Annotated in this window: 12 protein-coding genes; 6 read left to right on the forward strand and 6 right to left on the reverse strand. The window is 71.1% G+C overall.

Annotation, left to right across the window (positions count from 1 at the left end):
* A partial coding sequence (locus ACX28W_RS42850; RefSeq protein ID WP_459005514.1) for a nitroreductase family protein occupies positions 1–209 on the reverse strand: 209 nt, incomplete at its 3' end.
* Between the two features lie 148 nt (positions 210–357).
* Between ACX28W_RS42850 and ACX28W_RS42855 the strand changes: the two genes are divergently transcribed.
* Positions 358–1,008, forward strand: a complete 651-nt coding sequence (locus ACX28W_RS42855) for an FMN-dependent NADH-azoreductase (RefSeq protein ID WP_459005515.1) — start codon at positions 358–360, stop codon at positions 1,006–1,008.
* Between the two features lie 272 nt (positions 1,009–1,280).
* Here the strand turns inward: ACX28W_RS42855 and ACX28W_RS42860 are convergent, their stop codons facing one another.
* Positions 1,281–1,760 (reverse strand): MarR family winged helix-turn-helix transcriptional regulator, encoded by a 480-nt coding sequence (locus tag ACX28W_RS42860; RefSeq protein ID WP_459005516.1) that lies wholly within the window; start codon positions 1,758–1,760, stop codon positions 1,281–1,283.
* A 320-nt stretch (positions 1,761–2,080) separates the two neighbouring features.
* On the opposite strand from ACX28W_RS42860, the gene rsgA reads away from it, so the two are divergent.
* The gene (gene rsgA, locus ACX28W_RS42865; RefSeq protein ID WP_459005517.1) at positions 2,081–3,250 is read left to right on the forward strand and encodes a ribosome small subunit-dependent GTPase A; all 1,170 of its coding nucleotides are present in this window, start codon (positions 2,081–2,083) and stop codon (positions 3,248–3,250) included.
* A 156-nt stretch (positions 3,251–3,406) separates the two neighbouring features.
* On the forward strand, positions 3,407–4,831 hold the full coding sequence (locus ACX28W_RS42870) for a bifunctional transcriptional activator/DNA repair enzyme AdaA (protein WP_459005525.1): 1,425 nt from the start codon (positions 3,407–3,409) through the stop codon (positions 4,829–4,831).
* A 5-nt stretch (positions 4,832–4,836) separates the two neighbouring features.
* Here ACX28W_RS42870 and ACX28W_RS42875 read toward each other — a convergent pair whose 3' ends face one another.
* Together ACX28W_RS42875 and ACX28W_RS42880 are read right to left on the reverse strand one after the other, a co-directional pair.
* Positions 4,837–5,577 carry a Type 1 glutamine amidotransferase-like domain-containing protein gene (locus tag ACX28W_RS42875; protein ID WP_459005518.1) on the reverse strand — a complete coding sequence of 247 codons (741 nt, stop codon included), beginning with the start codon at positions 5,575–5,577 and terminating at the stop codon, positions 4,837–4,839.
* Between the two features lie 33 nt (positions 5,578–5,610).
* Positions 5,611–5,979 (reverse strand): PPOX class F420-dependent oxidoreductase, encoded by a 369-nt coding sequence (locus ACX28W_RS42880; RefSeq protein ID WP_459005519.1) that lies wholly within the window; start codon positions 5,977–5,979, stop codon positions 5,611–5,613.
* Positions 5,980–6,154: 175 nt separating this feature from the next.
* Between ACX28W_RS42880 and ACX28W_RS42885 the strand changes: the two genes are divergently transcribed.
* Positions 6,155–7,423 carry an SGNH/GDSL hydrolase family protein gene (locus ACX28W_RS42885; RefSeq protein ID WP_459005520.1) on the forward strand — a complete coding sequence of 423 codons (1,269 nt, stop codon included), beginning with the start codon at positions 6,155–6,157 and terminating at the stop codon, positions 7,421–7,423.
* Between the two features lie 20 nt (positions 7,424–7,443).
* Here the strand turns inward: ACX28W_RS42885 and ACX28W_RS42890 are convergent, their stop codons facing one another.
* Both ACX28W_RS42890 and ACX28W_RS42895 read right to left on the reverse strand, forming a co-directional pair.
* Positions 7,444–7,926, reverse strand: coding sequence for a DUF456 domain-containing protein (locus ACX28W_RS42890; protein ID WP_459005521.1), 483 nt, complete (start codon positions 7,924–7,926; stop codon positions 7,444–7,446).
* A gap of 36 nt (positions 7,927–7,962) precedes the next feature.
* A complete protein-coding gene (locus ACX28W_RS42895) occupies positions 7,963–8,943 on the reverse strand; it encodes a winged helix-turn-helix transcriptional regulator (protein ID WP_459005522.1) in 981 nt (326 codons plus the stop codon).
* A 525-nt stretch (positions 8,944–9,468) separates the two neighbouring features.
* On the opposite strand from ACX28W_RS42895, the gene ACX28W_RS42900 reads away from it, so the two are divergent.
* Positions 9,469–11,286: a PP2C family serine/threonine-protein phosphatase gene (locus ACX28W_RS42900; protein WP_459005523.1), complete on the forward strand. Its 1,818-nt coding sequence runs from the start codon at positions 9,469–9,471 to the stop codon at positions 11,284–11,286.
* Positions 11,287–11,388: 102 nt separating this feature from the next.
* Positions 11,389–13,131, forward strand: a complete 1,743-nt coding sequence (locus tag ACX28W_RS42905; protein WP_459005524.1) for a pyruvate dehydrogenase — start codon at positions 11,389–11,391, stop codon at positions 13,129–13,131.
* Positions 13,132–13,271 lie beyond the last annotated feature (140 nt).

The raw sequence follows: 13,271 nt of genomic DNA on the forward strand, positions 1-13,271 counted from the left end.
TCACCTGAGGCCACGCGCTCGCCGGCGAGTTTCTTGAGCTCGGCCAGCGGTGCGCCGGTCAGCACGTAGGCGTGCCATGGCTGGAGGTTCGATGCGGACGGCGACCAGGCCGCGGCGGACAGCACGCGCTCCAGCGTCTCCCTCGGAACATGCCGGTCGGTGAATCCGCGCACCGCCCGTCGGCTCGTGACCGCCTCATAGATGTCCATGATCGCCTAACTCCCATCCGCTCAACGTCTCCACCTTCGTCACACTCACGACAGTATCATTCAATACCATCTTGTGTTTAACTATCGTTGAGTACGAATCCTCAGCCCTTGGTCCCCGACCTCGGGCACCGCTCATTGGAGAAAGTCCATGGCCACGCTGTTGCACATCGACTCGTCCGTTTTCCCCGGCGGGGCGTCCTCGTCCCGTGCGGTCACGGACGCCTTCCGCAAGGCCTGGGAGGAGCAGCACCCGGACGGCACGGTGATCTACCGCGACCTCGCCGCCAACCCGGTCCCGCACATCAGCGCCGCCGCCTGGTCCGCCGGTTTCGCCGCCCCGTCCGAGCTCACCCCGGAGCAGTCCGCCGCGTTCGCCGTGCGTGTGGAGCTCATCGAGGAGCTGGAGCAGGCGGACGCCGTCCTGATCGGCGCCCCCATGTACAACTTCACGATCCCGTCGACCCTCAAGGCGTGGGTGGACAACGTGATCATGCTCGGCCGCACCGCGGGCGAGACCCCCTCCGCCCAGGGCATCCCGGTCACCGTCGTCGCCAGTCGCGGCGGCTCCTACGCGCCGGGCACCCCGCGCGAGGGCTACGAGTACGTGCAGAACTACCTGGAGGCCGTCCTCAAGGGCACCCTCGGCCTGGACCTCCACTTCATCGTCCCGGAGCTCACCAGCGCCCCCCGCAACCCGGCCATGTCCGAACTGGTCCCCCTCTACGAGGCCTCGCGCGAGCGCGCCCTCGAGGATGCGACCGCCAAGGCCAAGGAACTCGCGGAGCGCCTCGCCGCGTAACCACCGGGCCATGGACGCCGTGTGACGCCTCGAGCCAGGACGTCACACGGCGTCCTCGTCACCTGCGCCCTCTCCGACAGTGACGGCGACGCTCTGTCCCTGGGGGCCCGGTGGCCCGGCGCTGGGCGGCCCGAGTGTTCGGCCTGGCGGCGGGCCGCGCCTCGAGCCGCATGAGACGAAGGGCGCCCACGCGGAGCGTCGGCAACCGACGACAACGCCGCAGATCGGCGTGCCAGACCCCGCGTCTACGGCATGATCCGCCGGGCGGGCCCCTAGCCGCCTGCGGGATAGGTGAACCGGGTCAGCAGGTCCGTCAGCTGCTCGGGCTCGCCGGGCCCCAGTTCGGCAACCAGGCGCTCAGCCAGTGGGGCCGCCGCCACATGGGCCGCATCGAAAAGCTCGACGCCCTGAGGTGTGATCTCCACTGCCCGCACCCGCCGGTCCCCCGGAACGGTCTTGCGTACGGCCAGCCCCTTGCGTTCCAGGTCGTCCACGACCCGCATGATGCCGGCCTTGTCCGACCCCGTCGTCGCCGCCAAGTCCCGCTGGACCGTAGGCCCGCGGTCGACCAGCACGATCAGCACGGCAAAATGCCGCAACTCGATGCCGAGCGGGCGAAGCGCCTCCGTCATCACCGTGGCCGCGCGCCAGTGCGCCTGGCGCAGCAGCAGGCCGAGAGCGAAAGGCGAGGTGTCCCCGGGGCGGTCGGTCGCGCGCGAGGCGGTGGTGGGGTGAGGAGCGTCGGCGGTCATGAAGGCATATTACAACTATCCATTCGTTCGATACGGTATCGTTTGAAATTAAATGTGGTTTTGTCTGCTGCGTCCGCGCTAATTTGGTGGCGCCGCGGCCCCCGGGCCCCTATGGTCGGTGCTGTTCGAGCGGTGACTGGTGATCAGTTGCCGCAGGTGACTCGTTTGCTCTGGGAGGTGTTGACCGATGGCTGTCGTTGCGATGGGCGTTGCCCGCATCCGGAAGTTCATCAAGTCCACCTCCGTGGCCTCCGGCTGACCTCTCTTCACTCCGCGTCTGAGCGCGCGGTGCCGGGGCCACCCTTGTGAAGGGTCACCCCTTGTCTTCCTCCTCTCTCTTGGGTTCGTCCTCGTTTTCCTCTCACCCGCTGGCCCCGTACGGCTGGGACGCGGACTGGGAAACCGAGTTCACCCCGCTCGCCGAGCAGGGTCTCCTGCCCGGCCGTGTCGTACGTGTCGACCGAGGGCAGTGCGATGTCGTCACCGCAGACGGCGTCATCCGTGCCGACACCGAGTTCGTCGTTCCCCGCGATCCGATGAAGGTCGTGTGCACGGGGGACTGGGTCGCCGTCGACCCCGAGGGCGGCGACCCTCGGTACGTACGGACGCTGCTGCCGCGTCGTACCGCCTTCGTGCGTTCGACGTCGTCGAAGCGTTCCGAGGGCCAGGTGCTGGCCACCAACATCGATTACGTCGTCATCTGTGTGTCGCTCGCGGCTGAACTGGACCTCGCGCGGATCGAGCGGTTCCTGGCGCTCGCCATGTCCACTTCGAGTGGTGAGGCGCTGCTGCACGAGTCGGCCCTCTCCTGGGAGCCCGGCGCGCAGCCGGTGGTCGTGCTCACCAAGGCCGACCTGGTACCGGACGCGGCGACGCTCGGGCACCTCGTGCAGGACGTGGAGACGACGGCGCCGGGTGTTCCGGTGCTGGCCGTGAGCTCCAACGCCGGTGACGGACTCGATGTCCTCGCGGCGGTTCTGTCGGGCGGTACAGCTGTCCTCCTCGGTCAGTCCGGTGCGGGCAAGTCGACCCTCGCCAACGCTCTCCTCGGCGAGGACGTCATGGAGGTGCAGGCCGCGCGCGACGTGGACGGCAAGGGCCGGCACACCACGACGACCCGCAACCTCCTGGCTCTTCCCGGCGGCGGTGTCCTCATCGACACGCCGGGCCTGCGTGGCGTCGGCCTCTGGGACGCCGAGAGCGGCGTCGGGCAGGTCTTCTCCGAGATCGAGGAGCTCGCCGCGGAGTGTCGCTTCCAGGACTGCGCGCATGTCGCGGAGCCCGGCTGCGCCGTTCTCGCCGCCGTCGAGGCCGGTGAGCTTCCGGAACGCCGGCTCGACAGCTACCGCAAGCTGTTGCGCGAGAACCAGCGGATCGTTGCCAAGACGGATGCCCGGGTGCGGGCGGAGATCCGGCGGGACTGGAAGCGGAAGGGGGCTGAGGGGAAGGCGGCGATGGAGGCCAAGCGGGGGCGTTGGCACTTGGCCTGAGCCGGGTGGGTGGGGGTGGGTTTCTCGCCCCCGCCCCCTGGACCCCCGCCAGGCACCCCAGCCCGTCCGGCGTTTGGGAACACTCCCCGAACCTCGAACCCCACGTCCGATTTCCGCCAGCCCGGCCGGTCGTCGCGGCGCACACTGGTAGGCGTGATCGACGAAGACACCAGGTACGAGGCGGTGCGGAGCAGGGACGCACGGTTTGACGGGGAGTTCTTCTTCGCCGTCGAGACGACGGGGATCTACTGCCGGCCCAGTTGCCCGGCGGTGACGCCGAAGCGGCAGAACGTGCGGTTCTACGCGACGGCGGCCGCGGCACAGGGTTCGGGTTTCCGGGCCTGCCGCAGATGCCGCCCGGACGCCGCGCCCGGTTCCGCGGCGTGGAACGTACGGGCCGACGTCGTGGGCCGTGCGATGCGCCTGATCGGCGACGGCGTCGTCGACCGCGAGGGCGTCGGGGGACTTGCCGTGCGGCTCGGATACAGCGCTCGCCAGGTGCAGCGGCAGCTCACCGCGGAGGTCGGCGCGGGGCCCGTCGCACTGGCCCGCGCCCAGCGCGCCCACACCGCACGTGTCCTGTTGCAGACCACCGACCTGCCGATCACGGAGATCGCGTTCGCGGCCGGGTTCGCCAGCGTGCGGCAGTTCAACGACACGATCCGGGCGGTGTACGCCTCGACGCCGAGTGAGCTGCGCGCCGCCGCACCGCGCGGTGGCTCCGCCGCCCGGCGCGCGGCCACCCCGACCGCCGGGATCCCCCTGCGCCTCGCCCACCGGGGTCCGTACCGGTCCACAGCCGTCTTCGACCTCCTCGCCCGCGAGGCGATCCCGGGAGTGGAGGACGTGCACGGCACCGTCGGCAGCCGTACGTACCGACGCACCCTGCGCCTCCCGTACGGCACCGGAATCGTCGCGGTGGAAGAGAAAGCTCCGTCAGGGACGGTGGCGGGAAGGCCGTCGGGCGGATCCGCCCACCCCGGCGGCTGGCTCGACGCGCGGCTGCACCTCACCGACCTGCGCGATCTCACCACCGCCGTGCAGCGGCTGCGCCGGCTCTTCGATCTCGACGCCGATCCGTACGCCGTGGACGAGCGGCTCGGAGCAGATCCACGGCTGGCTCCGCTGGTCGCCGCCCGGCCGGGCCTGCGCTCGCCGGGCACCGCGGATCCGGACGAGCTGGCCGTGCGCGCGCTCGTGGGACGGGCGGAGGCCGAGCGGCTGGTGCGGCGGTACGGCAAGGCACTGGACGCCCCGTGCGGCACGCTCACCCATGTGTTCCCGGAAGCAGCCGTCCTCGCGGAGGCCGAGCCCGACGGCCCCCTCGGCGCGCTCGCCGCCGCGCTCGCGGACGGCACCCTGCGGCTCGACGCGGGCGCGGACCGCGACGACGCCGAGAACGCGCTGCGCGCACTGCCGGGCCTGGACGCACATACCGTCGCCGTCATCCGTACCCGCGCCCTCGGCGACCCCGACGTGGCGCCGCCCGGCGAGGATGTCCCGGACGCGTGGCGCCCATGGCGGTCGTACGCCGTTCAACACCTGAGGAGGGAAGAGGAGTTGGGGACGGTGGGCGGGTGAAACCGTCAGTGCCGTGGGGCGGGGAGCAGCCGGGGTTCCAGGCGCTCCTCGACTGCCGAGTCCCCCGCGCGCCGGACGAGGTACGCGCTCCTGCCCGGTATCTCGGTGACGGCCTCCACGAGTTCGGTGCCGCGATAGACGAGACCCACTCCGTCGTCGGTGCAGTGGGTGAGCGGAAGCGTGCCGTCGGCGACGAGCCGGTGGACCAGGGGGCGGCGGCCGGGGTCGCTGTCGTAGTGGACGCCGTTGCCGTAAGGGAGGTAGCCGAGTCCGTCGGTGAGCGGGCGCAGTTCGGGGCCGAAGGAGTCGGTGGTGCCGCCCCGGAACCAGCAGATGGATCCGGCACTCACCCCGCTGAGTACGACACCGGCTTCCCACGCGCGCCGGAAGATCGCGTCGAGTCCGTGGACGCGCCACACGGCGAGCAGGTTCGCCGCCGAACCGCCCATCACCCAGACGACGTCCTGTGCGAGGACCGCCCCCTCGACGTCCTTGAGGTTCGGCATGGGGAAGAGGTGAAGCGGCGTCAGGTCGAAGCCCGCCACGCGGGCGGCCTCGCTCATACGGGTGGTGAAGTGCTCGGCGTCGCCGATCGCCGTGCCGACGTACATGACGCGGGGCCGGCGCCCCTGGACGCCCGACAGGTCGACCGCGTGGTGGACGAGGGCGTCGAAGGTCACCCTGGTACGGTCTCCGGCGCGATGACCACCCGACGTGGCCAGGATGGTGGGTTCCGTGGCGGTCATGGCCGGTGACCCTACCAAGCGTCGTGAGGAGGCTCAGTCCTCCAGGCCCCAGCTGTGGATCCGCCGCGGGTGGACACGGATCAGCTCCTCGCTGAAGTGGGGCCCCAACTCATGTGGTCCGGTGAGGAGTTCGGCCTCGCCGCGGATGTCGATGCCGCGCACCTTCCACGGCTGCAGGCTGACGATGTCGTCGACGACGAGGGCGACCTTCGGGTTCTTCTGCAGATTGCGCCACTTCTTCGTGGTGCCCATCGCGTATCCGCCGATCAGGATCGTCCCGTCGTCCTGCGGAAAGAAGCCGACGGGGTTCGCCTGCGGCTGCCCGTGGGCGTCGACGGTGGCGAGCCGACCCAGTCGCTGCGACGTGAGATAGGCGCGCTCGGCCTCGCTGAATGCGGTCATGGCAGCAGCCAAACACGCATGCGTCCACCGCGCATCGGGTCTTGGCCCTAGGGCCAGGGGAGTAGTGCGCGTGTACGGGTATGGGTGTACGGGTTTGGGCGTGCGGGTGCGGCCAAAGGCGTGACATTCCGCTGCGGGGGCGGACGGGGCGGACGGCCAGGGAAATCATGCCTTCATGACCCGCGCGATCAAGGTCCGGCACCTCCTCGCCGCCCTGGTGACCGTCCTGACCCTCGCCCCGCAGGCCGCGAGAGCCGACACGGGAGCCGACGCAAGAGCCGACGCGGGGTTCGTCTCGGCCGCCGTCTCTGCCTCCGTCCCTGGTCAACGCTGGGTCGGCACCTGGGAAGGCGCCCCCTCCGGCACCGTCCCCGCACAGCCCGGCGCCTCGATCCGCAACGTCGTGCACACCAGCGTCGGGGGGAGCGCGGCCCGTGTCCGGATCTCCAACCGGCTCGGCACCGCACCCCTCCAACTCGGCTCCGTCACCCTCGCGTTGCAGGAGCAGGGCGCGAGCGAAAGCCCCAACGCCGTGCCCGGGTCGATGCGCGTGGCCACTTTCGCCGGTGCCAGGTCGGTGACCGTCCCGGTGGGCATGGACGTGGTCACCGACCCCGTCGGCCTGCCGATTCCCGCCGACGCCAACCTCCTGATCTCGGTCCATACACCCACGGACTCCGGCCCGGCGACCTACCACCGCTCGGCTCTCCAGGCCAACTTCCTTGCCCAAGGGGGCGATTGGACCGCCGACGAGCTCGGCGCCGCGTACACCGTCCCCCTCGGCAACTGGTACTACGTGACCGGCGTCGACGTGTTCGGCTCGTCCGCCGTCGGCAGTGTGGTCGCGCTCGGGGACTCCATCACCGACGGTTCCGGTTCGACGTTCAGTGCCAACCACCGCTGGCCCGACCGGCTCGCCGCCCGCCTGCGGGGCCTGCCCGAGCATCGTCGGCTGGGCGTCCTCAACGCGGGGATCTCGGGAAACCGCCTCCTGCTGGAGGGCCGCGGCCCCAGCGCGCTGGACCGCCTCGGCCCCGACGTCCTCTCCCGCACCGGGGTGCGCACGGTGATCGTGATGGAGGGCATCAACGACATCAAGGGCACGCCGGAGCAGACGGACCCGGGTGCCCTGGAGGACGCGTACCGCCGGATCGTGGCGAGCGCCCACGCCCGCGGGATCCGGGTCATCGGCGCCACCCTCACCCCGTACGGCGGCCACGGCGGCTACACCCCGGCCCGCGAGGGCGTCCGCCAGGCGGTCAACGCCTTCATCCGCGACGGCGGCCTCTTCGACGGAGTCGCGGACTTCGACGCGACCGTCCGCGACCCTGCCGCCCCGCACCGCATCCACCCCGCCTACGACCCCGGCGACCACCTCCACTTCAACGACGCGGGGATGCGGGCGATGGCCGACACGATCGACCTGACGGCTCTGGTCTCCTGAACCGCTCCCGATGAGCTGTGTCAGCCCCAGATCACCGCCCCCAGCCACGCCCCCATGATCAGCAGGCAGGCGAACAGTTCCGTCAGCACGCTCCACCCGCCCGACCGCATGACCGTCCGCACCGCCGCCCCCGCCTGCCCGTGCCCGCCCAGGCGCAGCCGCTCGTAGAGATAGATCCCGCCGAGGAATCCGGGTATCGCGCCGACCACCGGCAGCAGACAGAAACCGAGCAGCGCCCCGACTCCCGCGTGCACCGCCATGCGGGGGGTGGCGCCGCTCTCCCGCAGCCGTCGCGGCGGCAGCGCCCAGCGGATCGCCTGGGCCAGCAGCAGGACCACGGTCGCGCCCACGAGTACGCCCCAGGCGAGTGGCTGCGGGTCGGTCAGGGTCCACCACAGGACCGCGGCCCAGACGAGCCACGTCCCGGGCACGCCGGGCACCAGTACTCCGGCCAGGCCGAGCACGATCACCACGCCGACCAGCAGGAGTTCCCACACTCCCATCTGACCAGCGTGACTGACTGAGCGAGGAACCGCAGTTCAGTCCCGCGCCACCCAGCCCTTCTCGTAGGTGTGCCAGCCCAGCTGCAGCCGGGTGGTGACGCCCGTCAGCTCCATCAGCCGCTTCACCCGGCGCTGTACGGTCCTGAGGCCCAGGTCGAGCTGCTTGGCGACGCTGGCGTCGGTCAGCCCGGCGAGCAGCAGGGAGAGGATCTCCAGGTCGGTGCTGTCCGGGCCGTCCGGCTCCTGTTCCCGCACGCCCGCGCTGCCCAGCCGCAGCGGCAGCGCGTCCCGCCACACCGATTCGAACAGGCCCGACAGCAGTTCGAGCAGCCCGCTCGCGTGTACGACCAGTGCGGCGGGTTCCGCGGTGTGCGAGGTGAGCGGCACCATCGCGAGCGTCCGGTCGGCGATCACCAGTTTGGTCGGCACCTCGTCCACGACCCGCACCTGTTCGTCGCGGCTGAGAGCGGCGGACAGCTCGGTGATCCCGGTGGGCTGGTCGAGGACGGCGCGTTCCAGCACCACGCGGTAGCGGACGCCCCGCCCGGCGGCCTGCTCCTCCGCCTCGTTGTCCACCCCGGAGACCACCATCGGAGTCCCGGTGACCAGCGCGCACACCTCGTCGCTCGCGCCGAGCTGGAGCTGCAGGAACCGCTGTGCGACCGCCGCCGCGCCGATGACCACCTCGACCAGGTCGTGCACGGCGGGCTCGGTGGCCTGGGCGCGGTACTCCTCGGCGAGCAGCGCGGCGGCCAGCTCCGCCTTCTCCAGTTCGTGCCGCTGCTGGGTGAGCAGCGCGCCGAGGGCGACGCCGGGCGGCGCCGCGACCCAGCGCCCGGGGCGGGCCGACGACTGGGCCGCGAGACCGTGCCGTTCGAGCCGGCGCAGGGCGCGTTCGGTGTCGTACTCGCCGAGCGTGAGCCGCCGCGCGAGATCAGGCACATCCGCGGCGCCCACGGACACCAGCGCCCGGTACGCCGACTCGTGCGTCTCGTCCAGACCTATCGCTCCCAGCATGCGGCGATGTCCCTCTCCAGGTTCCGTTTCGGCCGGTCCGTGGCGGAAATCGGCCACGGCGCAAACCCGCCTGGGCACATCATCGCCGCAGCACCCGTCACTCTGCCAAGCTCACATCACCGCAGTATCAATTGCCGCCCGTAATGCCCTGCTTGGGCTGTATCGACCTGGGCGGATACGACCTCGCCGGGACCGCTCATCCACAGCGGAACCCCAGGAAAGCAGGTCACACTCAGGGCCGAACCGACCGGACGCCAACGGCAGGTCGGTCGTCAAGACCGTGATCCGGGTCCACGACCTGTGCCGGGCCCCGGTCACCTCGGCGCCGCCGGGCGGTTCTCCCGTGGGGGGTGGGATCGCCCGGCGGCTTCTTCCGCGCCCGTTCTTCGTGCGTACTTTTTCGGCCTTCTGTATTCGCATCACCGTTCGATGCGTCATCCGACACGCCGTTCGACTCCCAGTCTCCTGGCCGGATTTTCCGGATGCCCCGTTTTCATCCGGCTCCCGCGGTGGACAATTGGGGGCATGAGCCATCAGGGGGAGAGGCCCACCGGTCACGAGGACGACTGGTGGGGGCAGTTGTACGACGACTCCACCGAGGACACGGGGCCCGCGGCCGTGGCCGATTCCCTCGACGACCGGTTCGCGTCGGCCGCGGGAACGGTGGGGCCGGGGGCCGCCCCGCGGGCGGAGCCGCCCGAGCGCGACGTGCCGCCTCCGTCGGCGGAGCCGCCCGCCGTCCCGGAGCAGCGGGGCGTTGCCTCCGATGTCTCCGGGCTCTGGCCCGACGCGACGTCGTTCGGCGACGGGTCGAGCCGGAGCCTCGGACGCCGGGAGCGCGATGAACCGCCGGAACCACGCCTCGGGCATTCACCACGCGACGACGCCCCCAGGGCGAGTGCCGGCCCGCCGCAGCGCGGTGGCCCCGCACGGCAGCCCGCGCCCTCGGAGCCCTCGCCCCCCGATCCGCCGGCCCCCGCGACCTTCCCGCCGGGTCCGACACCGCCGGGGTTCCGCGCCGAGAACCCCCGCGGTCTTACGCCCACGGAGTCGCCCGTCGCACCCGGGCCCGCGCCCTGGACTCCGGCCGACGCACCGCCGCGGCCGACAACGTCTCCGTGGCCGACAACGGCCCCGCGTGACGCTTCGACCGCCGCCCCGCCCCCCACCGCGCCCCCGAGCGATGCCCCGCCGGGCACCGACGCCCCACGCCCCGACGCCCCGGGCACCGACGCCCCGCACCCCGACGCCCCGGGCACCGAGGCCCCACGCCCCGATTCCCTGCGCACAGACGCCCTGCGCCCCGATTCCCCCGGCCTCCCCCTTCTTTCCGCCCCGGTGCCCCGCGAATCCGTCCTCACCGTCTCCCACCAGCCACCCGCCGTCGACTACGTCGGCTCAGGACCGCCCACCTACGACGCCGAACCCACCGCTCTCCCGCCCGCCGACCCGGACGATCTCGACGACCTGGTCGCCGACACCGTGCTGGACGGGGCGCGCTACGGGGCCGGCACGCTGCGGGCGGTCTCCGTGCGCGGGGACTCCGCGCGGTACCGGGGTGAGCCGCGCCGGGACGCGCTGCTCACCGCCCGTTTCGGGGCGGGGGAGCAGGCGCTGGTGCTGGTGGCGATGGCGACCGGGGCCCGGGCGACACCCGGCGCGCACCGGGCGGCAGCCGAGGCGTGCCAGTGGATCGGGCGGGCCGTGGGCCGCAGCCACGCGCGGCTGGCCGAGGACATCCGGGCGGCCCGGCGCGGGGATCTGAAGTCGGGGCTGCACCGGCTCACCGACCGCAGCCTCGGCAAGCTGCGCGCGAGCGCCGCCGAGCAGGGCATCGAGCCCGAGGAGTACACGGCCAGTCTGCGCTGCCTGCTGTTCATCGGGGACCCCGAGTGCCGCACCCGCGTGTTCTTCGGCGTCGGGGCGGGCGGCCTGTTCCGGTTGCGGGACGGCGAGTGGCAGGACATCGAGCCGCGGGTCACGGAGACCACCGGTGAGGCCGTGGTCGGTTTCGGATCGCTGCCCCACGAGACCCCCGAGGGCGACCGGTTCACCATGGACCTGGGAATCACGACGCCCCCGAGCCCGTACGAACCCGCCCCCGAACCCGCCCGCGACCCCTTCCGCTTCCGTGCCTCCGTCGCCCGTCCGGGTGACACGCTCCTGCTGTGCACCGGTGGCCTCGCGGAGCCGCTGCGCGGTGAGCCGCAGCTCGCCGAGCACCTGACGACGCGGTGGTCGGCGGGAGAGCCGCCGGGTCTCGCCGCGTTCCTCGCCGACACCCAGGTGAGGGTCAAGGGCTACGCCGATGATCGGACCGCCGCGGCCGTTTGGGAGGCGTAACCGCGCTCCCTGTGACTTCATGGACCCCAGGGACGGACGCAAGGGATGGACCCGTAGGGATGAACCCAGGGGATCCCGGGATCACAAAGGGGTGCGTGAAGCATGGCCAAGCAGAACGTCGCCGAGCAGTTTGTCGACATCCTCGTCCGCGCGGGCGTCAAGCGTCTGTACGGCGTGGTCGGCGACAGTCTCAATCCGGTCGTGGACGCGATCCGGCGTAATTCCGCGATCGACTGGATCCATGTCCGCCACGAGGAGACCGCCGCCTTCGCCGCCGGCGCGGAGGCCCAGATCACCGGCAAGCTCACCGCCTGCGCCGGCTCCTGCGGCCCCGGCAACCTCCACCTCATCAACGGCCTGTACGACGCCCATCGCTCCATGGCCCCGGTCCTCGCCCTCGCCTCGCACATCCCCTCCAGCGAGATCGGCCTCGGCTACTTCCAGGAGACCCACCCCGATCAGCTGTTCCGCGAGTGCAGTCACTACAGCGAGCTGATCTCCAACCCGAAGCAGATGCCGAGGCTGTTGCAGACCGCCATCCAGCACGCGGTCGGCCAGTCGGGCGTCAGCGTCGTCTCCCTTCCCGGCGACATCGCTTCGGAGCCCGCCCCGGACAAGGCAGCCGAGACCGCCCTCGTCACCTCCCGGCCCAGCGTCCGCCCGGGCGACACCGAGATCGACAAGCTCGTCGAGATGATCGACGAGGCAGAAAAGGTCACCCTCTTCTGCGGCAGCGGCACGGCGGGCGCGCACGCCGAGGTGATGGAGTTCGCCCAGAAGATCAAGTCCCCGGTGGGGCACGCGCTGCGGGGCAAGGAGTGGATCCAGTACGACAACCCGTACGACGTCGGGATGAGCGGTCTGCTCGGCTACGGCGCCGCCTACGAGGCCACCCACGAGTGTGACCTGCTCATCCTGCTCGGCACCGACTTCCCGTACAACGCCTTCCTCCCCGACGACGTGAAGATCGTCCAGGTCGATGTCCGTCCCGAACGCCTGGGACGCCGCTCGAAGTTGGACCTGGCGGTCTGGGGCGATGTGAAGGAGACCCTGCGCTGCCTCACCCCGCGGGTGCGGCCCAAGGACAACCGCCGCTTCCTCGACAAGATGCTGAAGAAGCACGCCGACGCGCTCGAAGGGGTCGTCAAGGCGTACACGAGGAAGGTCGAGAAGCACGTCCCGATCCACCCCGAGTACGTCGCCTCGGTCGTCGACGAACTCGCCGACGAGGACGCGGTCTTCACCGTGGACACCGGAATGTGCAATGTGTGGGCGGCCCGCTACATCTCGCCCAACGGCCGCCGCCGCATCATCGGTTCGTTCTCGCACGGCTCGATGGCGAACGCGCTGCCGATGGCGATCGGCGCCCAGTTCACCGACCGGAGCCGGCAGGTCGTCTCGATGTCGGGCGACGGCGGATTCTCCATGCTGATGGGCGACTTCCTCACCCTCGTCCAGTACGACCTGCCGGTGAAGGTCGTCCTCTTCAACAACTCCTCTTTGGGAATGGTCGAGTTGGAGATGCTGGTCTCCGGGCTGCCCTCGTACGGGACCACGAACAAGAACCCCGACTTCGCCGCCGTGGCCCGTGCCTGCGGTGCCTACGGCGTCCGGGTGGAGAAGCCCAAGGAGCTCGCCGGCGCCCTGAAGGAGGCCTTCAAGCACAAGGGCCCGGCCCTCGTCGACATCGTCACCGACCCCAACGCCCTGTCCATCCCGCCGAAGATCAGCGCGGAGATGGTGACCGGGTTCGCCCTGTCGGCGTCCAAGATGGTCCTTGACGGCGGCGTCGGGCGGATGGTGCAGATGGCACGCTCCAATCTGCGCAACGTGCCACGACCGTAGGGCCTGTCTGACAATTCCCGCCTGCCGCGCGGCGGGCGGACAACGGGAATGGTCGGACAGGTCCTAGTAGTGCTTCGTTAGGTTCTGGTTCTGGTTCTGCGTGTGGTGAGGGGGCGGCGGCAGGTGGTGCAGGTGCCGGT

The sequence above is a fragment of the Streptomyces sp. SD15 genome, from assembly GCF_054462255.1.